The organism is Candidatus Paceibacterota bacterium, assembly GCA_035452965.1.
Lineage (GTDB): Bacteria > Verrucomicrobiota > Verrucomicrobiia > Limisphaerales > UBA8199 > UBA8199.
This window is the reverse complement of record DAOTCE010000003.1, coordinates 264,228-286,203: the sequence shown is the minus strand read 5'-3', so window position 1 is coordinate 286,203 and position 21,976 is coordinate 264,228. Positions and strand designations below refer to the sequence as shown.

The window sequence follows — 21,976 nt, the reverse complement described above, 5'->3', positions numbered from 1 at the left end:
GCGCTAAGCGTTCAGCCCCTTGAGATCCGGCTCCAGTTTCCTGCCTTGCTTCAATAGCGCCGCCAGCGTCAATTCCTTCCGGTGGTAGGCGACTTCGCGGCCCAGAATAGCAGTCAGATTCGAGCGGACCGAAGGCGCCACCGTCGGATTGGAGCAATCGCCCTGGGTGACTGCGACGTGGAATTCGTTGATATTGACGACGGTGCCGCTCTTGTAGAGGTCGCCGACCGTGGCGCGCACGGCAGTCTCCGGGCCACGTAGCGTCACGCCGGTGTAGTAATCCGCGTCAATATAGCCATTGGCCCCAAACACCCGTGCCCGAATTTCATCCTTCACCATCGGAATGCTTTGGATGCAGGTGAATGACAGCACTAGGTCGTTCGGGAACCAGTACGTCACCGCAAAATGGTCATAAATGCTGTTGGCCGGGCGCACCTTGTGGCCGCCGGTGCCGCGGGCGCGGATGGGATCGGCGTTGATGATCCAGGTGACCAGGTCCAGCGAATGGATGCTCTGCTCGACGATGAAATCGCCCGAGAGCGGCAGGACATAGTACCAGCTCCGCAGTTGCTGCTCGGGCGTTGCCGGCGGCTGACCGCGCCCGCCGCCCGCCCATGGATACCACGCCTCGGCCATAACCAGCGGGCCCATCGCGCCTTTGTGGACCTGCCCAACGGCGTCGCGGAAGTTCGCATCGGCTCGCGTCTGGAAATCCACCAGGAACACCCGCTTCCGCGCGGTGGCGCGCTCCCCGGCTTCGGCAATTGCCTGGCAGCCGGGCGCATCCACCGCAATCGGTTTGGCCAGATAAACATGCTTGCCCGCGTCCACCGCGTCCGCTGCCTGTTGCGGATGGAAATAGGGCGGCGTCTCGATGACGACCGCGTCGAGCTTGCTGTCGAGCAGCCGCTTGTAGCCCGATAAACCGGTGTGGCGGCGCGCACGATCAATGCCGTGTTGCTCGCCTACGGCGTCCACCTTGTCCTGGAAGTAATCCGCACAGGCCACGAGCCTATACTTGCCGGACTCGGCGAAGAGGTTGGCAATCCAACTGCCGCGCCCCCCGCAGCCGATAAGGCCGATCTCCAGGGCCGAGTTGGCCTGGGAGCCGAGGACCAGCGACGGCTTCAGCACCGTGATGGCGGTGGCGGTGGCAGCAGTGGCGAGAAACGCCCGGCGGGAAATCTGGGGAAGGCTTGTAGTCATGCGGCAATTGTGTCCCCAGCCGCCGCCAAAGCAAGCCCGCGCGCGACGAACGAGGGCCGCCGCGGGCCGGGCCCATCTTGACAACCGGCCGGTGTCGTGATAACAGTGTTGCACTCGACGCGCGGGGTCGCGGCGGTTCAGGGGACGGGCGCGCGGAAGGAAGCGGGCCAATCAAGGCCCAATTAAGACCCAATCATGGAGCAATCATGCTGCAATGATGCTGCCAACACCGTCCAAGGACCACCAAAACACCGAAGCACCACAGGCGCGCCGGCGCGCCGGGGCCCGCGTTGACGGCTCCCGTTACGGCTCGCTGCTAGTGCGGGTCGAGCCACTTTGGCAGCACCCCGTACCAATGATGGCTGAGGGTGAGCCAAACCAGCGAGAGCACGTACAGGTAGAGAACGACCAGGAACACCTTCTGTCCTAGAGTCGCTGGACCTGCCTGCTCGCCAGTTACATTGGTGCCGCGCGCTTCCTTCTTCGGCGCATCCATATGCTGGGGTTATGGCACCGCCGGCGGGAGGCGGCAAGCCTTTTTTGGGCTTGCCGAGGAAGAACCAAGCCGCCCAGCCACGAAGCAGGCAACTGCGGCGGAGGCCGACCGCACCATGACATCCTGCGAGAGGTAACGCCCGCCGTCCCCAAGCACGCACCGCTCCCCGGTCAGCACGTTGCCCTCACCGCCTCTTCGCCTCTTTCCCGAGGCCCTTTACCACGCCCTTCATCCACTCGACACTCTTGCGCGTATTCTCGTCCGTGCCGCTGCATTCGAGGGAGACCACGCCGTCCCAGCCGTGCCGGTGCAGGAACGCCATGCAGGCGCGGATGTTGTCGGCGTTGACGCCGCCGCCGACATGAACCTCGGAACTGCCGATGCCGGTCTCTTCGCCGCGCACGGCGGCGGCCAGGGCGGGACTAACGTCCTTGATGTGGCAATGGCTGACGTATTTGCGCAAGGCCTTCAGGTAGTCGAGCGGGTTGTGGCCGGCGATGAACGTGTTGCCGGTGTCGAAGTTGCAGCGCAAATACTCGGAGTCAAAGTGCTTGAAGAGGTTCTGCATGAACTCGACGTCGTTGGTGTAAGGGCCGTGCGGCTCGACGTTGATGACGACCTTGTAGTCCTCGGCCCAGGAAAGGCACTGGCGATAGTTGTCGCAAGTGACGCGGAAGACCTCCTTGCGCGTCAGGCCGGGCGTCTCGAAGGCGCCGTCCACAGTGTCCACCATCGGGCAGCCCAGGTCCGCGGCAAAACGGATGGACTGGGTGACGTATTGCACGCCAAAAGCCGAGCCGTTGGGCCCCATCATCGGATAGGAGCCGTCAATCTGCGAAACGGCGAGACCGAGCTTGTCCAGGTAACGGCGGATAGCTCGGGGGTTGGACTGGAGCGAAACCCCCGGATCGTAGCCCAGGGCGGCGATGAAGTTCTGCCCGTGAACGACGGCGAACTCAATGTGCTTAATGCCCGTGGCAGCGATCTTCTCACAGGCGCCTTCGAAGCCAACGCTCAGGGGCCTCCAATTGTCGGTGTGTATTCCTATGCGAATCATGCCGCCCTTCTATGCCGGGCGCGGGCAAAGGTCAAGGCGGTTGATGCAGCGCGGCTTACCGATCCAGCGCCGCCAACCGGGTAGCTTCCTGTTCCCACTCAGGATTCAGCTCGGCCAGGCGGCGCTGAACGTCCATCAATTCACGGTTGATCCCCGCCGCGCGTCCGGGCTGCTCGTAAGTCTCCTGCCTCTCCAGCTCGGCGATCATCTCCGCCTGTCGGGCCTCAAGTTCCTGAATCTCCTTTTCCAGCCGGTGCACCAACTGCTGCTGGGCCTTGCGTTCCCGCGAGCGCGCCTGGCGTTGCTCGGCCTCGACCCGCTTCTGCGCTTTCCGGTCCATCGTCGGGGAGGGCAAGCGTTCCCGCGTGCCTTGATTGCCTGGGCTGGCCAGGCCTTCCGCCCGCCCGCCTCCAGCCGCCGTCAGCCCCGCCCGCTCGGATTGGGCCTTCGTCTTGTCCAGGTAATACTGGTAGCCGCCAGGGTAATGCGTCAACCGGCCGGCATCCACGTGGACGACATGGTTCGCCAGCGCGCGGATGAAATAGACGTCATGGCTGATGAACACGAGCGTGCCTTCAAACTGGTCGAGCGCATAGGCCAGGGCGTCAACGCTGGACAGGTCCAGATGCGTGGTCGGCTCGTCCATGAGCAGCAGGTTGGGCGGGTCCAGCAAGAGCTTCACCAGCGCCAGGCGGCTCTTCTCGCCGCCGCTCAGCACCTCGACCCGCTTGAACACATCATCGCCCCGGAACAGAAAGCAGCCGAGCAAGGTGCGAACGAATTGCTCGGTCAGGCGCTGCGGTGTGTCGAACGCCTCTTCCAGGACCGTGCGATCCGGGTGCAGCATGTCCACGCGATACTGCGAGTAATAGCCCGCCTTGGCGTTGTGGCCGAGCGTGCGCGTGCCCGCCTGCGGCGTGAGCACGCCTGCGAGAATCTTCAGCAAGGTGGACTTCCCCGCCCCGTTTGGGCCCACCAACACGGTGCGCTGACCACGCTCGGCCTGAAAGTTCATACCGCGGTACACCACGTTATCGCCGTAGGCATGTTGGATGTGCTCCAGCTTCACCACCCGGAGTCCGCTGCGCTGCGGCTGGGGGAATTGGAAACTGAGCTTGCGATCCTCCCCCTCGGGCGCCTCGATCTTGTCCATGCGCTCGATCTGCTTGAGCTTGCTCTGGGCTTGCGTGGCCTTGGTATTTTTGGCGCGAAAGCGATTGACAAATTCCATGAGCCGGGCGATTTCGCGCTCCTGGTGCTTGTAAGCCGCCAGCAACTGCTCCTCGTAGGCCTGGCGTTGTTCGAGAAATTCGTCATACCCGCCCCGGTAGCGGATCAGCTTGCTTTGGCGAATCTCCACGATGCTCCCCACTAACTGGTTGAGAAACTCGCGGTCGTGCGAAATGACGAGAATCGCCCCCGGGTAGCCTTTCAAGTAATCCTGGAACCAGAGCAATGCCTCCAGGTCCAGATGGTTGGTCGGCTCATCCAGCAGGAGCAGGTCCGGCTCCTGCGTCAACAGCCGTCCCAGGTGCGCGCGCATCACCCAGCCCCCGCTCATCTCCCGGGCGGGCCGGTCGAAGTCCTTCTCCCGGAAGCTGAGTCCGGCGAGAATCTGCTTGGCCTTGGCTTCCAGGCGATAGCCGCCCAACTCGTTGAACCGGTCATGCACATCATCATGGATCTCCTCGGGATGCAGCGCCGCGGTTGGGTGATCCGCCTCCCAGGCCTTGAGGATGCGGCGGAGTTTCGTGTATTCCGGCGTGATGCCCGTGGCCAGCTCGATGACGGTCTCGTCCGCGACCGGCGCGTTTTCCTGCGGCAGGTAGCCGATCGAGATGCCGCGCTCGGAGGATATCTTGCCCGTGTCGGCCGGTTCTTCGCCAAGTATGATCGAAAAGAGGGTGGTCTTGCCGGCCCCGTTCGGACCGACAAGCCCAATCCGATCCAAACGGTTCACCTGCAATGTGACGTCGGCGAACAACACCCGTTCGCCATACGCCTTGCTGATGCCAGACAACGTCAACATGAATCGCCAGTCTAGAATCCAGCGGCTCAACGCCAAAGCCCAAAACGGCGGCGCTAGCTAGCGCCGGGCTGAGCCGGCGTTTCAATCCTTCGCATTGGACTCCGTGCCGGCTTGGCGGGACTTCTTCGCGCTAGCCTTCTGGGTGGCCCTGGCCGGTCGCGGGGTCTCATCAGCAAATAGTCGGTCGGGCGTCAACTCCGCCGCGCTGACCCGGTTGGTAAAAGCCAATTCCCAGGAAACCGGGCTTTCATATATCTTGCCGTCAAACGCCAGGTTTAGCCTCGGCCGGTGGAAACGACACTGAACTACCGGAACGTCCGACCCCAACAAGCCCATTTGGCGGCGCCTCCACTCTCTGTGAGTGCGGGTTGGAGCGTTGGTGGCCGCCTTGCCCAGCGGCACCGGGCAGAACATAAAAACATAGGAGCTCGGGAGTTTGGGATCTGCCATGGGGCGGGCCAGGGATTGCCCCGTGCGGCGGCAGACCGGGCAGATCAGCACGTTCAAGTCGTCCAGGTACTGCGGCACCAGATCCGAAAGCCAGTTGGGCAGGTCGTGATGTTCGGCCTGAAATGCCCGAATAGCGCCGTTGATCGCCTTGAGGTTCTTGATGCAAGCTTGCTTCTCCTCCGTCCCCCGCTTGGCCCCCTTGCGGGCCGGGGCGCTCTGCGCCGAAGCCACGGAGGCGAATCCAACCGCAGCGACCACCCCAACCAGAAACAGCGTGAGCCAACGCGCGAGGCGACAGTTCCAATCCGTATCAGGCATAATTTACGTTGTTCAGCCGTTTGGTAATCTTGCGGACCACCGCGCGCGGCACCACGCGGACCAGAAATGCGGGAATCTGGTTGCGCAGCCCCGTGACGGCAACCGCCTTCCCCCTGCGAAAAGCCCGATGCCCGAGGCGGGCAACCGCTTCGGCCGTCATGGACACCTTCTTCACCATCCCCAGCGTCCTCATGTTGGCCACGGTGCCGAAGTTCGTCGCCGTTGGACCGGGGCATACGGCAGTAACGGAAACGCCCGTTCCGGCCAGTTCCTCGGCCAGGGCTTCACTGAACGACAGCACATAAGCCTTCGTGGCGTAATAGACCGTCATGCCAGGACCGGGCTGAAAAGCAGCAGTCGAGGCGACATTCAGAACGCCGCCGCGCCGGCGTTCGAGCATGCCCGGCAGCAAAAGGCCCGTAAGATGTGTCAGGCTGGTGATATTCACCTGCAACATCTCAAGCTGCCGTCCCAGCGGCAGTTGCGCGAACCTGCCTTGCGCCCCGATTCCGGCATTGTTCACCAGCACGTCCACTTTGAGCCCCGCCGCCTGCAAATGGGCCAGCAGCCGCGTCGGGGCTTCCGGCTGCGCGAGGTCGGCGGTGATCACCTGCGCCTGAATCTTGTGGGCCTTCCTCAGCTCGCTCGCAAGCGCTTCGAGCGCATTGCCCTTCCGCGCCACGAGCGCCAGCCGGCACCCCTCCGCCGCGAAGCACCGCGCCAGCTCCAACCCGATGCCGGAGGATGCGCCCGTAATCAGCACCGTGTCCACGCTCATACCACTCAGCTAACCCCACCAAAGTTGGTTTTGCAACCGCGCAGAAATCCCCACGATGAAGCGCAGGCACAGCAGGCTCGCGTTCGAGCGCGGTCTCATGGCACCTTGAGGCCGCGCTCCACATCACACCGCACGCTGTCAAGGTTGCTCTCGATGATGCTGCAAGGCTGGTGTTTCAGGGCATCCAGGTCTTTAAGCCCAGCGCCGGTCAACATGAGCAGGACCGAATCCTCAGCTCCGATCCTGCCGGCCGCCTTGAGCTTCCTCACGGCACAGAGCGTTGTCGCCGTGGCCGGCTCGACGAACCATCCCGCTTGCGCCAGAACGCGCTGAGCTTCCAGGATCTCCGCCTCGGCGGCGTCCTCGGCCAGCCAGCCATGCGCGTAAGCCTTGGCGATGATCTCATCGCCGCCCTTTGGGTTACCCGTGGTGATGGCCTCGGCTACCGTGTGGAAGTTCGTGAACGGAATCACCCGCTTTGATCCTTGCTTGATCGCGCTGACGATCGGGCTGTTGTTGGCCGCCTGCACCACGATCATTCGGGGCAGGCGTTGAATGAGCCCGGCCGCCAGCAGTTCACGGAAGCCTTTGAACAGCCCGCGAACATGCCCGCAGGCCGACGTCGGAACGGCGATGTAATCCGGCAGCTCCCCCCGGGTTTGCTCATATAACTCGAAGGCGGTCAGCTTGTAGCCCTCCACGCGGATGGGACCGTTGCCCGACACAATGCGCAACTTGAACTCCTCCGCCAGGCCCAGCACAACCTCCTTCATCCGGGCATAATCCGGCGCCCGCACACGGATCACCACCGCGCCGTGGAGGCCCATGGCCAGGAGCTTCTCGCGCGGGACAAACTCGGGCACGAACACAAGCACGCGGAGATCCGCTCGGGCGCCGTACGCCGCGATGGAATGGCCCATGTTCCCCGTGGAGATAGTCGCCGTCGTCCGCTCGCCCATCGCCTGCGCCATGAAAACGCAGGCCAGCGAGCCGCGGTCCTTGAAGCTCCAGGTGGGATTCTGCGTCTCGTTCTTCAGCAGCAAGCGCTCGACGCCGGCATACGCTTTCAGCCGCTCTCCCGCCCCCACCAGCGGGGTGTTCCCTTCGCCGAGCGAGGTGGCCGAATTCACCCGCTGGAACGGCAGAAACTCCGCGAACCGCTCCCAAATGTGGGGGCCCGGCCGGGGCTGCGCCCGCTCAATGCCGCCGACGCTCACTTCCAGCGCCTCGCCGTTATCTGCAAATTCCTCCAACCGCTCGAAGGGATACTCGAGGCCGGTGAGGGTGGAAACCAATTTGTGCATGACCGCCGTCAAGTGTGCCGTTCCCCAGGCGCATTGACAACCGTACAAAGCCCCCCCCGGATAGCACCGGTTCAGCGAAGGCTGTGAGCAATTGCCAACCAAGGTGAAAACCCCTTGCCTGCCGGACACCGCCGGTGTATGTCTGGATGCGACGGTAGTCATTCAACTTACGCGAGACAAATCATGAACAAACGACTTGGAGCAAAAGTACTTTTGGCGATTGCCGCCGTGGGCGTGATGACCCTGTTGCAGGGATGCGGGGAGGAAGAGGACAGCTTTGTCTTCGGCATGGCGTGGGCGCCGGTGGGCTCCGTTCCACTTATGGAGTTCGGCTTCGGAGTGAATCTTGGCACAACTGGGGCTGGCCAGAGCGCCACGACCACAACGGGTGGTGCGGTTGCCGGGGGCACGCAGTAGTCAGCAGCCGTCGGCAGCTCGCGCAGCTTCTCAGCAGATCTGCATCGCCCCGGCCGTGCCTTTGGCGCGGCACACTGCGGCAAGTGTTGAATGGAGCGTGAAAGCGCCGCTGACGCCTTTCAACGGATTGGAGCGTTCAACCCTCAGCGCCACCCCTTTGCCGCGCGCCGTCAGTCCGATCACCGAAACCTCCAGTGACGAATCAGCCACCAGCACCGAGCGCGTGCGGTCAAACCCGATCCCGGCCAGTGCCACCGCCGCGTGGGAGTTCACATTGCGCGGGAACAGCGGGCACACACCGCGGGTCGGGCCGTCATAAAGGGTGACCGGTTTGGCAACGTCCACCGGCTTGAGCTGCGGCGCCGCGCTGAAATCGAGGTTCTTCGGGTTCTTCTTCATCACCACTGTCACTTCTTCCCACAATTCCCGCCCCTCGAAGATGCTGTCCAAACCAACCACCGCCCCGTGCGGGACGAATAGGCAAGTGCCACTGCGCCGTGCCGTTTCAATCAGCCGGTCCTGCAATCCCTCATCAGCAAAGGCCGTCATGGAAAGCGGCATGTAATCGGTTTCCCGAAGGAACTGTTCCCCGAACTGGCGCGTGACCGCCGGATGCGCCATCTCGATGACAAGGTCGGCACCGCGCGAGGCGAATGCGGTGATATTCGGCAAGGCTGCCTCCGCCGGCACTCCCGCAAGCCGATCAGCCGCCAGCTCATGCACGAAAGCGACGTCCAATCCCAGTTCGGGCCTCGATACAATTTGCTCGTACACGTAGCGCCCGAGGTAACCTAAACCGATCAACCCGATTCGTGCTCTATTCGTTGACATGAGAAACGACAATTCTCGCCGCAGGCTAATTCTGAAGGCCGCGATGTCAATCGTTGAGCGTTTAACAAGGCCTTCCACCCCATCGTATCGCCAAGCCAGAGGTACTGGGGTCAGCGGCAACTGGAGAAGGCAAGCAGGCAGCATTACTGACCCAAATATGGACAGTGCGGGAGCGCCCTTCCGGTTCTGGCCGGTGAGCAATGATGCACTCGTGTGCCCTGTATCTCGGCCAGCCGGGTTGTGCGGGTGGAAGCCACCATTATCACTCCGCGGAAATCCGTGATGAACCAATTACCTCGGGCCTGCTTGGTTACGAGACAGCGTGTCTGAAAAGGTAGCAACAGGGGCTGGGCGCTTTGCGATTATGAGGGATCAATGCCAGACATTCCGCCTGGGACAGCCGCCCCGATTCGACCTGTAAGCACCTGAAAAAAAGGAAGATAGGCCGCAGAACCGCGCGGAGCCTGCAGTGTTTGCGGAGCCGCACTGAGCTCAAAACGCCCCCCAACTCAAGGAATCCACCCCCGGCTTGGCAGCATTTATGCGGAGCAGCCGTACAATGAAGTTTGCGGACCTTTCCAATCGGGTAAGGCGGGCGGGCCTTATCGCTCTTTTGTGGGGCGTGTTCATCATCCACACCCCTTTAGCTTCGTTGGCTGGCGGCAGAGTGACGCTGACCTGGAACCCAAGCGCCGGCACCAACATAATTGCCGAGTACGAAATTCACTTTGGAGTGGCCAGCGGCACCTACTCTGACAGCGTTTCGGCTGGCACCAATACTACGCTCACTATCTCGAATCTGGTTGGAGGCACGATGTATTTCTTCGCCGCCCTTGCCATTGATACCTATGGCCTAAAGAGCGACTTCTCCTCCGAGGCTTCGGCGCTGATTCCGCTGAGTGGCTCAAACCAGCCGCCTACGCTCGATCCTGTGATTAATCTCGTTTTCAATGAGAATGCCGGACCCCAGGTTGTCAACTTGTCCGGCATCACGTCGGGCGCCACGGACGAAGTGCAGACGTTGACGGTTACGGCCTCTTCCAGCAACACCGGGCTCATCCCGACTCCGGCAGTCAACTACACCAGCCCCGATAAGACAGGCACGATCACCCTCAACCCCGTTGCCTATGCGAATGGCCAGGCCAGTATCACGGTTACTGTTAACGATGGTAGCACCAACAACAACATGTTCTCGCGCGTCTTCACGGCTTCCGTCCTGCCAGTGAACCAGCCCCCCACCCTCGACGCGCTGGCCAATGTCACCGTCAGCGAAGGTGCCGGACTCCAGTCGGTCAGCCTCTCCGGCATTGGCTCCGGCGCGCTCAATGAGGCCGACACACTGTCGGTGATTGCCTCCTCCAGCAACCCAAGCCTGATCCCCAATCCCACGGTCAACTACACCAGCCCCAACGCCAGCGGCTCCATCTCGTTCACCCCGGTCGCCACAGCGAATGGCTCGGCTACCATCACCGTCACCGTCAATGACGACGGCGTGAGCAACAACATTGTTTCACGCACCTTCACGGTCACTGTTGCCCCGGTCAACCAGCAACCCACGCTCGACCGGCCAGCCGATGTCACCATAGACGAGGATGCCCCCTTGCAGACCATCGCCCTTTCCGGCATCACCTCCGGTGCTGCCAACGAGACCCAGACCCTGTCCATCACCGCGGTATCCGATGACACGAGTATCATCCCGAATCCGACAATCCATTACACGAGCCCCAACCCCACAGGCTCACTGACCTTCAGGCCGGTCCTCCTCGCCAACGGTTCCGCCAACATCACCGTGACCGTCAACGACGGCGGCGCCAGCAACAACCTCGTCGCCCGCACCTTCACCGTCAACGTGACCCCAGTCAACCAGGCTCCTACGCTCGACCCGCTGAGCGATCTCGCCCTCAACGAAAGTGCCGGGCTCCAGACCGTCAACCTCACCGGCATTAGCGCGGGCGCGCCGAACGAATACCAGACGCTGGTCGTCACTGCCACCTCCAGTGACCCGAGTCTGATTCCGACTCCAAAGGTCACCTACACTACCCCCAACCACACCGGGTCAATCGCTTTCACGCCCGTCGCTCTTGCCTCCGGTTCTGCCACAATTACCGTCACAGTGAACGACAGCGCCGCCAGCAACAACGTCGTCTCCCGCTCCTTCACCGTCACCGTCAATTCGGTGAACCAACCGCCCACGCTTAATGCGCTGACCAGCGTCACGATTGACGAAAACGCCGGACCTCAAACCATCGCCCTTTCCGGCATCAGCGCCGGCGCCACCAACGAGAACCAGACCTTGACCGTTATCGCCTCCTCCAGTAACGCGGGTCTCATCCCGGCTCCAACGGTTGCCTATATAAGCCCCAGCGCCACGGGCTCGATCACCTTTGCACCGGTCACTAATGCCTATGGCTCGGCCACCATCACCATCACCGTCAACGATGGTGGCGCGAGCTTTAACACTTTCTCCCGCACCTTCACGGTCACAGTCACCCATGTGCCTTCTCGGCCGGCCGTTTGCACTTATGCGCTCAACCTGAGCCCGACCGCGTTCAGCGCCAACGCTGCCAGCGGTGCGTTTGTGATCGGCACCGGGAGCAGTTGCACGTGGACCATTGACGCACCGGAGTGGGTGCTGCTCAGCGCCACCCAAGGCAGCGGGGCCTACACGGGCACATTGGTGGTCGAGCCGAATACCGGCGCGGCCCGGCTGGGCACGGTAACCGTCAACGGTAACGGGACCAACGTCAGTTGCACCATCACCCAGGAGGCGCCGGTGCCGGGAGCCGTTGCGCTGGCCATGCCGCTGGACAACGCCACCCTTCAATCCGCCCGCCCGCAGTTCTCCTGGACGCTATCTGAACCCGTCGCCGCCAAGTATCTCGTTTCAATTGACCGCGACGGGAGCCGTTACCTTGAGCAATGGGTCGAGGGGGCGACGAACTGGACCGCCTCCGCCGATCTGCCGACGGGCAATTATACGTGGGCGGTTCAGGCGTGCGACGCAGCCGGGATTGGCTCCTGGTCCACAAATTCCTCCTTCGCTGTTCAGGCTACCGCGCCGGGCAACATTGTGCCGCTTTCACCTTCCGGGGTGGTGGCGGTCAGTGGAACTCAGCGTCTCACTTGGAGGGCGGACCGGGCGGCGACCAGTTATGAAGTGTACATCGAGCGAAATGGGGCCTTGTTTGTTAACCGCTGGTTCACGCTGACGGAGTCGGTAGTGGACCCCACAACCGGCACCTTCGCGGTGGACGTGCCCGGGATGGGGGCCGGGACGTATCTCTGGTGGGTGCGCGGTTCCAGCCCGGCTGGGACCGGGCCCTGGTCGGACCGCCTGAAAGTCTTCCTGTACCGCGCGCCGTAACCCGCGGTGATCAGAGCTGGCTGGGCCGCCCGCCCAACGCGACGATGTTATCCCTCGCCACGGGCTGCGCCGGGCATGAATGCCAACCCCCGAAAGTGCCGCCGGGCTACTATTGCAGCGACGCCGAGAGGTTGATCGTATTCTCGAGGTAGTAAGCGGTGGCGTGCACGTACTTTTCAGCCATGACTTTCAAATCCGCCCGTTCCTGCGGCGTCAATTTGCGCACAACTCTGCCGGGCACACCCAGCACCAGCGAGCCGGCAGGAATCTGCATGCCGGACGTGACCACTGCCCCGGCGCCGATGATGGATTGCTCGCCGACTATTGCGCCATCGAGAATGGTCGAGCCCATGCCTACCAGCACCTCGTCGGCGATCGCGCACGCGTGAACGATGGCGCCGTGGCCCACGGTAACGTAGTTGCCCAGAATGCAAGGCAGTTCCTCCGCCAGATGCAGAACCGCGTTATCCTGGATGTTGGAGCAGTGGCCGATGACGATGCGGTTGATGTCCGCTCGCAAAACCGCGTTGCACCAGACGCTGGAACGATCGCCCAGGGTCACGTCCCCCAGGACAACGGCGCCCTGGGCGATATACACACCTTTGCCCAGAGCCGGCTTCTTACGCAGGAACGTGTCGAGCCGATTTTTCACCAGTAGCCGCGACGATGGCCACCGTAGCCGAAGCTAAAGCTCACCACCGGGCGAGCCACGCACACCGGGGGACGATATACCACCGCTGGAGCCGGTGCGGCGTAGACGACTGGAACTGGTGCGGGGTAAACAACCGCGGGCCGGACCGGAGGCGCGGCATAGTACGTATAGCCGTAGCCCATCGCGGGGTAACATACGGGCGCCGGCGCGACATAGTAACTCGGGCGCGGGGCCAGGGCCTGCCCGACAATCAATCCGGCCGTCACGCCGCCCACCACCGCGGCTGCGGTACTCCATCCGCCTCCGCCGCAACCACCGTGGTGGCCGCCGGCCCAGACGGTCTGAGCCCCTGCCGCGGCAATTGCCAGAATTGTCATACTCAGAATCATCTTCTTCATAATTTACCTTTCGAGTTGTATAATATGACCGACAACAGTACGACGGGCCAAATTGAGTTTTATTCAATGCGCAGTACCACTAGGATTGTCAGTGGGTTATGAAGAAACACGCCCCGTATCGTCCGCAGTTGGGCCGTCAGCCGCTCCCGAGTTCCTTAAAAGAACTGACCCCAGCCCGGCACTTCAACCCGCGGACGTTCTTTCGCGAGATGGTCTGGAAGGCACTCCTGACGCGGCGCACCGGTCGTCCCCAGCGCCCGGCTTTCCCCAAATTGACACGCGGGCAGGTCGCTATCACTTGGATCGGGCATGCCTCGTTCCTGCTCCAGTTCACGGATCTGAACGTCCTCATTGACCCCAACTTCGCCAACTGGCTGTTTCTGCTCAAGCGCGTCAAGCGCTCCGGCCTCCGCCTCAAACACCTGCCGCCGATTGACCTCGTGCTGTTGACGCACGCGCACTTTGATCATTTCCACAAGCGCACCCTGCGCCGGCTGCCCCATCCGAAAATCGGAATCATGCCGTGGGGCGTTGGAGACCTCGCCCACAACCTCGGGTTCGGCCGCGTGGTCGAATTGGAGTGGTGGGAGAGTTTCTCCCAGCGTGACTGGCAAGTGACGCTGACTCCCTCCAAACACTGGGGCGCGCGCGTCCTGCGCGATCATCAGCGCGGCTACGGCGGTTTTGTCCTCGAGCACCAGGGCCGGCGCATATACCACGCCGGGGACAGCGCTTACTTCGACGGTTTCAAGGAGATCCGAAAGCACTGCCGGCCGGAGATCGCGCTCCTGCCTATCGGGGCCTACCATCCGGAGACCTTTCGCCACCTGCACATGGGACCAGACGAGTCCATCAAAGCCTTCAAAGACCTTCATGCCCGATGGCTGGTGCCGATGCACTACGGCACTTTCCGGCTCTCGTTCGAGGACCTGGACGAACCGCCTCGCTGGCTCCGGCAAGTAGCCGCCGAGCAAGGCCTCACGCACAAAGTGCGAATGCTGGAAGAAGGGGTCCCGCAAGTATTCTAACCCGTGGCTTCGGGAAATCGCAGGGGGGAGACTTGACACCCCAAGATTTAGTGTGGTACAAATCTGGTCGCCACAATTAGCAGTGGCTATGCCTGTATGCGATGTCCCAAGTGCGGTTGTCAGGACGATAAGGTGATTGATTCCCGGGCCTCCCGGGAAGGCGCAACAATACGCCGCCGACGCGAGTGTATTGCCTGCGGTCACCGGTTCACGACCTATGAGGAGATCGAGCAGTCAGGCTTGCTGGTGCTGAAGCACGATGGCCGCCGGGAGGAATTCTCGAAGGATAAACTCCTGTCGGGGATCAAGAAAGCCTGCCAGAAGCGCCCGATCAGTTCCAAGGTGATCGAGGACCTGGTCGAGCGAATCGTCACCGAGGTCACCGACAAGTATGAGCGCGAAGTTCCGGCCGAGGTCATTGGAAAGCTGGTGATGGGGGCGTTGCGCGAGCTGGACGAGGTGGCGTATGTGCGCTTCGCCAGCGTCTACCGCCGCTTCCAGGAAGCAACGGACTTCGTGCAGGAAGTGAAGAAGTTGGGGGAAAGAGCATGATTGCGTTCAGCTCAGATTGCCTGCTCTTCGAGATGGCCAACGGGGAATGCATCCCCTGTTCCGCCGACACGGTCGGCGTGCAACTGGCGAGCGACGCGGGAGGGCTGTTTGACTCCGAGTTTGTCCAGCAAGCCACCAAGGCGGTCTTTCATTACTTCAAACACGAGCTGGGCCGGCAATCCGTGTCCGCCAGCGAGTTCGCGCGCGCCCTGGAGAAAGTGCTGCGCGGCTTCGCGGCCACAGCGCAGGTTCCTCCCCCACCCAAGTCCGCCTCGAACGTGCTGGAGTCCGATTTGTGCCGGCTGGCTCATGAATCCGGCCAGGGGCGCGAGCTGTTCTTCTTCCCGCGCTTGCGGGCCGAATTGCAGCGGCACTTGCAGCAATCGCCGCGCGCGCTGCGGTTCCATGGCTTGCGCGGCTGTGTCAAGCATCTCGCCGGCGCGCGGCGCTGGAGCCGGCGTTGCCGAACCCTGGAAGGTGAAATTGTCGCCTACCTGCGTGAATGCCTCAGTGCGCAACCCGGCCCGGCGGAGGTTGCGTTGGTGGTGGAGTGAGCGGGCCATGCCCGGATGAACAAGACGCTGTTCGAAAAGATCATCGCTCGGGAGCTGCCAGCCACGATCGTCTATGAAGACGACCAGGTGGTGGCATTCAAGGACGTCCGACCCCAAGCCCCAGTGCACGTGCTGGTCATCCCCCGAAAGCCGATACCACGCATCGCGGAGGCCAGACCGGAAGACCAACTGGTGCTGGGGCATCTGTTGCTCAAAGCAGCCGAAGTGGCGGGCAAACTGGGGCTGACCCAAACCGGTTTCCGGCTGGTGTTTAACAACGGCCCGGACGGCGGTGAGGCTGTGCCGCACCTGCACTGCCATATCCTGGGAGGACGCGGTCTGGGCTGGCCGCCCGGCTAGCCGCAACGTTCCCGGGGGAGGAGTGTGGATTACTTCCCGAGGCAGTCGCGGAACACCGCACCGAGACGCGCGATGCCTTTGCGCACCTTCGCCTCGGAAGCGCTGCCGAAACTCAGCCGCATTTCGTGGTTTGGCTTGCGGCGGGTGGGGTCATCCGCGTAGCAGAGTTCACCCGGCACATACAGTACATCGTTCGCCAGGGCCCGCCGAAACACTTTGGAGCCGACTCCCGATTTGAGGCGCCGCGGGAGTCGTGCCCAGAAGTACAATCCCCCGGCCGGTTCCCATGACTCAACCGCGGCGGGGAAATGCTGTCGGATGGCCTCCCGCATCAGGCGCGCCTTGTGCGCGTAACGCCTGCGCAGCACGACCAGGTGCTTCTGGTACAGGCCTGACATTAGCGCGCGCGCGAGCAGTTGCTGCAACAGGTTGGACGAGCCAAAATCGTGATTGCCCTTGATGCGCAACACGGCGGTGAAGACCGGTTCCGGCATGAGGCCAAAGCCCACGCGTGTGCCAGTCGCAAATGGTTTGCTGTAAGTACCCGAGTAGATGACCCGCTCGCTGCTACCCTTGATGGCCAGCGCGGATTTCACGTCGTCGCCCTCGAACCGCAACTCGCGGTAGGCCGCGTCTTCGAGCAGGTAAATGGGATGCCCCGCCGCCGGTTCGTATTGCCGCAGCAGCTTGAGCGCACCGGCTTTCTTCGCGTAATTCGTCGTGCGGCCGGTTGGATTCTGATAGTAGCTGACGAGGTAGAGCATCTTCACCCGGCGCAATTCCCCGCTGCGTTTCAGGGCTGCGAGCACCGCCTCCAAGCGCGCCAGATTCAGCCCATCCTGCTCCATTCGGATGCCGCGGGCGCGGACCCCGTGACTCTGCAGGATGCCGAGATAGACGAAGTAGCTGGGATCCTCCACCAGCACGAGGTCGCCCGGATCGCATAGCGCCTCGGTAACCATGTAGAGCATCTGCTGCGAGCCGTTGCTGATGATCATCCGATCGGACGAATATGCGCGCCAGGCTGCAGGCGTACCGTCCAACAATTGCAGCCGGTGCGAGGTGAGCTTCCGCAAGACATCGTCGCCTGCGGTCGTGCCGTATTGCAGGGCCGCCTGGCCGGTTTGCGGCGTGCTCAGCATTTCTTTCAGCAGCTGACGCACCTCCTTGAGCGGTAGCGACTCATTGTCAGTAAAGCCCGCGGCCAGGGAGATAAGTTGTGCCCGGGCGAGCGCCGAGGCCATCAGCCATGAAATCGGCGGTTCTTCCGTGCGGCGGCCCAGTTCGGATAAGGCGTGAGCTTTCATGCGTCGAAGATGCCTTACAGTAGGCCGGGTTTGCGCGGCGGAATCAAGCGGCAAAAACCTGGCAGCCGACGCCGGAAAGCTCAGCTGCCCGCGGCAAATTAGAACGGCTTCGCGCCCATTGTTGCGCCAGCCTCGATCAGGGCCAGAAACTCCTCCAGGCCGGTGCGGAAGTGCGTCATGTCGGCTAGGGGATTGTTATGATCGCCGCGCAGTTCCCAAAAGAGCCTGGGCTCGTTGGCGGCGGCAAAGTTCCGTTCCCCGTGGTGAAATGGCACAATCTCATCCATCCGGCTGTGCATGACCAGCACAGGGACTTTCAGACGCGGCAGCTTGCTGTGGGTGTCGTAGCGAATGGTTGCCAGCCAGCGCACCGGCAGCCACGGGAACAACTCCGCACCGATGTCCGGGATGCTGGTGAACGTGCTTTGCAGGACCAGGCCGCCCACTGGTTCGCGCATCGCGAGTTCCGTCGCGATGCCCCCGCCGAGTGACTCACCGAACGCGATGATGTTCGTGCCGGAGAATCCTCGCTGGCACAGCCACCGGTGGGCTGCCTGTGCATCCAAATACGTCCCCTCTTCGCCGGGCCGGCCCTGGCTCCGACCGTAGCCACGGTAGTCGAATACGAAGACGTTCACCCCGGTTGCCAGCAATGCAGCGGCGGTGTCAAGCCGATGGCCAATATTGCCGGCGTTGCCGTGGCACAGCAACATGGACAAGCGCGCGCGCGACGAATTTGTATTCGCCGGAAAGAACCAGCCATTTAGCCTGATCCCGTCACTGGTTTGAAACTGCACGTCCTCGAAAGCCCGGCCCAATTCGGCGCCGGTGGCGGTCAGCGCCCGGTCCGGGTGATAAACCTGGCTATGTTCAAACCAGCGAAACATCAAGAGAACCAGCAGACACGTAACCAGCAGCCCAATCAAGGTCTTTGCGTGCTTCACAACCTCCGTCATAGCAAACACCCCCAACCGGGGCGAGCACGGTTCCGGGACGAGGCCGGGATGACCTCCAAGCCCGAACTTGCCCTGGGCTTGTGGCTGGGAACGTCCAAGCGGTTTCCGGGGAGTAGCGTGAGAACGGCTTAGCTCTGGCCAGGGTCTTGGGCGATTTACTCGTTTCTGAGGGAAGCCAGCAGATTGAGGCGGAGTGCGTAGGCCGTGGCAAGCCACGTCCAAAGCAGGCCGTTCAGCAGGACCGCGACGAGGGTCATAGCCAGGGACCAGTAAGGCAGTTGGGCCCCGGGAGATAGTATGGCCGGCAACACGGCCACAGCAGCGGCGGCGATGCCCAGACTCAACCCGAAGCCAAGCAGCGCCGCATGCTCGCTCAACACTAAGCGCTGGAGCAGTCGCCGCCGGAAGCCCATTGCCACCAGCAGTCCCAGTTCGCCGCGCCGTTCGAGGACGTTGCGCAAGGCCACCACGCCCAGGCCCGCGCTGCCGAGCAGCAACCCCAACCCACCCAGGACCTGGAAGGTGCCCAGGTAGGTGTTCTGCACCGCGTTGAACTCGTTAAGGCGCTGCGCAGCAGGCTTTAGCTCCAGGCCGACATCCTGCAATGCGCGGGACAACGTGGCGGAGACTTGGGGCACGGCGTTGGACGGGGCATCCATCAAGAACATCCGGTAGCCGCTCTCGCCCGGGAATCTGCGGGTGAACGCGGCCTCGTCCATGAGCAGGCTCCCCTGCAACACCGAGTTCGCCACCGCGCCGACCAACCGCAGCTTGAAAGGTCGGCCCTGCTCGTCGGTGTAATCAATCGTGTCGCCGAGCTTCTTGCCCAGCGCCCACTGGATCGAGTTGGCGTCGCCGATGGCGGGAACCTGCTCAATCTCTGTAGCAGCCGGCTGCCGTCGGTCGCTGCGGGGCAGGAGCAGCTCCCATCCTTGGCGGCGGTCGAGACCTTTGGCGGCGCTGGCAAAGGTGAACCGGCCTGCCAGCAGCTCGGGCTTTACGCCGAGGAGGCGCGGCCTCTGCGCCCGGTTCAGGTTCAGGCAACTGGCCACGTCACCCTCCCGTACGCGCAGCGGGACCACGTTCACGCCCGCAAGCTGCTCGGCGTTCAGGCCATAGAATTCGCGCCCGGCTTTGGTGTTCAGGTCCTGGACGATGGGCATGGTGGATTCGCCGATGAGCGCGAAGCCGCCGGTGCCGGAGTCGTGGCGGGTGGCGTCGCGGCTGGCGTCGAGCCGGAACACACCTATGGCTACGATCACAAAGGAGCCGCAGGCCAGCAGGGCGATGGTCGCCAGGCTGCGCTTGGGCCGCCGCGCGCACCCGCGCACCCCTAACCCGCGCAGAGTCAAGTGCGTCGCATCCGCCGCCCGCGCCAGTTGCCCCAGCCACGCAGCCGCCGCAGCCAACCCCGCCACCAGCAACAGCGCCCCCGCGCCAAAGAACACGCCCGGGTCTGCATTCCGGCCGCTTACGAGCGCCCAGCAGACCATTGCGACCGCCGCCACGCCCGAAGCCAGCGCAAGCCATACCCCCCGACTCGGGACTTCGGACTTTGGACTTTGAACTTCGCCGCCGAGTAACACCCGCGCGGGCCGCCCCGCCAGTTTGCGCAGCGTCAGCCAGATGGTCAGCGTCGCCACGACGGTGCTGGCGCAGAGGCCGACAAAGAGGCTGGCCGCCGTCGCGTGGAATTGAAGTTCGGCGCTGCCGATCGCGCTCCGCCACACGGTAGTTAGAGCCCAGACCATCGCTTTGGCATATCCCAGCCCGACCAGCGCGCCAATTACGCCACCCACCAGAGCCAACGCCGCGCCCTCGGCCAGCAACAGCCGCCGCACCTGCTTCGACGTCAGGCCGAGCGCCAGCAGTATGCCGACCTCGGCAGTCCGCTGTTCCAGGCCAAGCTGAAAGAGCAACGCCATGAGCAACAGCGCCGCCATGACGAGGAACAGGCTGAACCCGAGGAACAGTTGTCCGAAGTCCTGCCCTTGCGCCGCCGCCTTGAGCGCCTGCTCGCGAACGGCCTCGAACCGGAGGCCGACATCCTCCGGCCGCAGATTGGCCAGCAAGTTGCGATACACAGCGTCGCAGCAGGTGCTGGCGAAGGTATTGGTCGGCACGGCATACCTGATAGCGGTGATCGCCCCAAACCGGTTTGCCCACATCGCCTGGCCCGCCGCCAGCGTCACAAACGCTTTGGGTGTTCCGCGGTAAGTTTTCCAGTAAGCTTCGTCTTTGGCCCGGATCGGGTAAACGAGCGGGAAACCAGCATCCCAGTCGCGCGTGGTCTCCGCTTTGGCAAGACCCGGAAATTCAGGCATCAGCGTCCGATCGGCATAGATGCCCTTGAGCGGGACAACCTGCCGCACGCGAAATGAGTTTGTGCGCTCGACCAACCGGCTGCCAGAATCCACGACGTAGTAGCTCAGCGCGACGGAGTCGCCCGCCTTAACCTGTAAGTCATCCGCCAGCCACTGGTTGACGAGAATCTCGTCATCCCCCATGCCCGCTGGCACGAATGGCCCGTCTGCTGCCGTCACCATCGAGTAGGGCGTGGCCCGGTCGCCGGCACGAATGAGATTGGCCAAGTAGGTAAGGACGCGCACGCCGTTGGTGACCAACTGAGCGAAGGCTAGGTCGTTGGAATTGTCCGCCTGATACGCCGGGCGGTTAGTAAGCAGCACACTCCGGGGCGTGAGTGCGGCGGCGGCCACGACCGGCTCGAGGAAGATGCGCGCGCTAGCTACCTCGACCGACGGCGGGATGTTGTCACTACCCGCTGTGCTCGATGGCGACTTGACCTCGTGAATTGACAATCCGGCGTCTTCCGGCAGCCAGGCGCGGGCAAGTTCGGTATTGAGCCACGGCAGGGCCAGTTGGTCAGGGACGGCTTGCACGCGCTTGGGTTCAAGCCGGCGGGCGGCGCGCGCGGCCAGGTTGGCAGGGTCCGCGTGGTAATAATTGCACATGGGATCCGTTTGGCGCACCGGGAGTAGAGGAGCGCGCCTCCACAACCAGCGTGCGAGCTGGGTGCGCAGGCCATCCCATAGGCCAGCCTTGGGCGGCGCCGAGGCTGGCCCGGCGACCAGCAGGTTGGCTTGTTCGTGGACGCCGACTTTGTCGGACAGGAATCCCAAGGGCAGGAACAGGTTCGCAGGCGGGGCGGACTGTGGCATGAGGCTGAACTCGCTCAGCAGGTCGGGAGGCAGGATCGCGCCGATTTTGAGCCGGATGGCAACGGTATCCTCGTTGCGCGGGCTGATCGCCGCGTCCAGCCCCAGGGCGCTGGGCTTACGCACACGCAGAATGACTTCATCGCCTTCTCGGGCGGCGAGTTGCCGGGCGAGAGTTTGGTTGACGAACGCCGTCCCGCCGGCCTTCCATTCCGAGAGCGGGCCTTTGCCCTGTTCGCGCAGCATCATCGTGACGCCGTCACGGTTAAGGCGCTCTCCCTCGGGGCCTGAAAGCCAGGCGCCGGGGGAGAGCTTTCCCCAGTCAGCCAGGCGCGGCCATGCCCCGACAACTACGCCGAGCACGTTCACACGGTTGGCGCGCGCCGCACCGTCCTGGCGGGCAACAATGCCGGGAAGCACTAGCGCGGAGGATTCCGGAGAAGCTGGGAACGGGTGGATATAAGTTGAGGGCGCGGAGGGAACACGGATTGAACCCGGTGGTTGAGCGGCCGACAGGCGCGGCCGCAGGTCGGTTTGGAAAAGGCGGTCGTGCGCGCTAAGGGCGAAGTGAATCTTGCCCAACCGGCGCAAGGCCATATTGGTGAGGGTCTCGCGGACCGAGTCGCCCACCACCAGCGCGCCGATCAGGGCCGCGCTGCCGATGGCCGCGCCGAGCACCACGCCCAGATGCGCGCGCGCATGAAAGCGCAGGTTGCGGCGGATGAGTGTCCACAAGGTCATCG

Annotated in this window: 19 protein-coding genes; 6 read left to right on the top strand and 13 right to left on the bottom strand. The window is 63.1% G+C overall.

All coding sequences use genetic code 11. The annotated features are described in order from the left end of the window. Positions 1 to 3: 3 nt before the first annotated feature. The 7 genes from P5205_04915 to thrC all read right to left on the bottom strand — a co-directional run bounded on the left by P5205_04915 (position 4) and on the right by thrC (position 7,638). Entirely contained in the window at positions 4 to 1,206 is a 1,203-nt protein-coding gene (locus tag P5205_04915) for a Gfo/Idh/MocA family oxidoreductase (GenBank protein ID HSA09694.1), read from the bottom strand. Positions 1,207 to 1,522: 316 nt separating this feature from the next. Beyond that, on the bottom strand, positions 1,523 to 1,702 hold the full coding sequence (locus P5205_04910; GenBank protein ID HSA09693.1) for a hypothetical protein: 180 nt from the start codon (positions 1,700 to 1,702) through the stop codon (positions 1,523 to 1,525). Between the two features lie 184 nt (positions 1,703 to 1,886). After that, a complete protein-coding gene (locus P5205_04905) occupies positions 1,887 to 2,759 on the bottom strand; it encodes a sugar phosphate isomerase/epimerase family protein (protein HSA09692.1) in 873 nt (290 codons plus the stop codon). A gap of 55 nt (positions 2,760 to 2,814) precedes the next feature. Continuing rightward, the gene (locus tag P5205_04900; protein HSA09691.1) at positions 2,815 to 4,788 is read right to left on the bottom strand and encodes an ABC-F family ATP-binding cassette domain-containing protein; all 1,974 of its coding nucleotides are present in this window, start codon (positions 4,786 to 4,788) and stop codon (positions 2,815 to 2,817) included. A gap of 81 nt (positions 4,789 to 4,869) precedes the next feature. Then, complete coding sequence (locus tag P5205_04895; protein HSA09690.1) at positions 4,870 to 5,556, bottom strand: hypothetical protein; 687 nt, start codon at positions 5,554 to 5,556, stop codon at positions 4,870 to 4,872. Continuing rightward, the gene (locus P5205_04890) at positions 5,549 to 6,334 is read right to left on the bottom strand and encodes an SDR family oxidoreductase (GenBank protein ID HSA09689.1); all 786 of its coding nucleotides are present in this window, start codon (positions 6,332 to 6,334) and stop codon (positions 5,549 to 5,551) included. The genes P5205_04895 and P5205_04890 overlap by 8 nt, the downstream gene beginning before the upstream one ends. A 95-nt stretch (positions 6,335 to 6,429) precedes the next feature. Next, on the bottom strand, positions 6,430 to 7,638 hold the full coding sequence (thrC, locus tag P5205_04885) for a threonine synthase (protein HSA09688.1): 1,209 nt from the start codon (positions 7,636 to 7,638) through the stop codon (positions 6,430 to 6,432). Positions 7,639 to 7,821: 183 nt separating this feature from the next. Between thrC and P5205_04880 the strand changes: the two genes are divergently transcribed. Next, positions 7,822 to 8,055: a hypothetical protein gene (locus P5205_04880; GenBank protein ID HSA09687.1), complete on the top strand. Its 234-nt coding sequence runs from the start codon at positions 7,822 to 7,824 to the stop codon at positions 8,053 to 8,055. Positions 8,056 to 8,085: 30 nt separating this feature from the next. Here P5205_04880 and P5205_04875 read toward each other — a convergent pair whose 3' ends face one another. Beyond that, the gene (locus P5205_04875; GenBank protein ID HSA09686.1) at positions 8,086 to 8,886 is read right to left on the bottom strand and encodes a DUF108 domain-containing protein; all 801 of its coding nucleotides are present in this window, start codon (positions 8,884 to 8,886) and stop codon (positions 8,086 to 8,088) included. A 559-nt stretch (positions 8,887 to 9,445) separates the two neighbouring features. Between P5205_04875 and P5205_04870 the strand changes: the two genes are divergently transcribed. Next, the gene (locus P5205_04870; GenBank protein ID HSA09685.1) at positions 9,446 to 12,250 is read left to right on the top strand and encodes an Ig-like domain-containing protein; all 2,805 of its coding nucleotides are present in this window, start codon (positions 9,446 to 9,448) and stop codon (positions 12,248 to 12,250) included. A gap of 109 nt (positions 12,251 to 12,359) precedes the next feature. Here the strand turns inward: P5205_04870 and P5205_04865 are convergent, their stop codons facing one another. Both P5205_04865 and P5205_04860 read right to left on the bottom strand, forming a co-directional pair. Then, a complete protein-coding gene (locus tag P5205_04865; protein HSA09684.1) occupies positions 12,360 to 12,902 on the bottom strand; it encodes a gamma carbonic anhydrase family protein in 543 nt (180 codons plus the stop codon). Further along, the gene (locus tag P5205_04860; protein ID HSA09683.1) at positions 12,899 to 13,300 is read right to left on the bottom strand and encodes a hypothetical protein; all 402 of its coding nucleotides are present in this window, start codon (positions 13,298 to 13,300) and stop codon (positions 12,899 to 12,901) included. The genes P5205_04865 and P5205_04860 overlap by 4 nt, the downstream gene beginning before the upstream one ends. 98 nt (positions 13,301 to 13,398) lie before the next feature. On the opposite strand from P5205_04860, the gene P5205_04855 reads away from it, so the two are divergent. From P5205_04855 to P5205_04840, 4 genes are all read left to right on the top strand, one after another. Next, on the top strand, positions 13,399 to 14,328 hold the full coding sequence (locus tag P5205_04855) for an MBL fold metallo-hydrolase (GenBank protein ID HSA09682.1): 930 nt from the start codon (positions 13,399 to 13,401) through the stop codon (positions 14,326 to 14,328). Positions 14,329 to 14,424: 96 nt separating this feature from the next. Next, on the top strand, positions 14,425 to 14,880 hold the full coding sequence (nrdR, locus tag P5205_04850) for a transcriptional regulator NrdR (protein ID HSA09681.1): 456 nt from the start codon (positions 14,425 to 14,427) through the stop codon (positions 14,878 to 14,880). After that, entirely contained in the window at positions 14,877 to 15,434 is a 558-nt protein-coding gene (locus P5205_04845; GenBank protein HSA09680.1) for a hypothetical protein, read from the top strand. The genes nrdR and P5205_04845 overlap by 4 nt, the downstream gene beginning before the upstream one ends. A gap of 15 nt (positions 15,435 to 15,449) precedes the next feature. Beyond that, the gene (locus P5205_04840) at positions 15,450 to 15,794 is read left to right on the top strand and encodes a histidine triad nucleotide-binding protein (GenBank protein ID HSA09679.1); all 345 of its coding nucleotides are present in this window, start codon (positions 15,450 to 15,452) and stop codon (positions 15,792 to 15,794) included. 29 nt (positions 15,795 to 15,823) lie between these two features. Here P5205_04840 and P5205_04835 read toward each other — a convergent pair whose 3' ends face one another. From P5205_04835 to P5205_04825, 3 genes are all read right to left on the bottom strand, one after another. Further along, positions 15,824 to 17,101 carry a PLP-dependent aminotransferase family protein gene (locus P5205_04835; protein HSA09678.1) on the bottom strand — a complete coding sequence of 426 codons (1,278 nt, stop codon included), beginning with the start codon at positions 17,099 to 17,101 and terminating at the stop codon, positions 15,824 to 15,826. A 98-nt stretch (positions 17,102 to 17,199) separates the two neighbouring features. Continuing rightward, complete coding sequence (locus tag P5205_04830; protein ID HSA09677.1) at positions 17,200 to 18,045, bottom strand: alpha/beta hydrolase; 846 nt, start codon at positions 18,043 to 18,045, stop codon at positions 17,200 to 17,202. A 167-nt stretch (positions 18,046 to 18,212) separates the two neighbouring features. Then, positions 18,213 to 21,974 (bottom strand): ABC transporter permease, encoded by a 3,762-nt coding sequence (locus P5205_04825; GenBank protein HSA09676.1) that lies wholly within the window; start codon positions 21,972 to 21,974, stop codon positions 18,213 to 18,215. Positions 21,975 to 21,976: the final 2 nt, after the last annotated feature.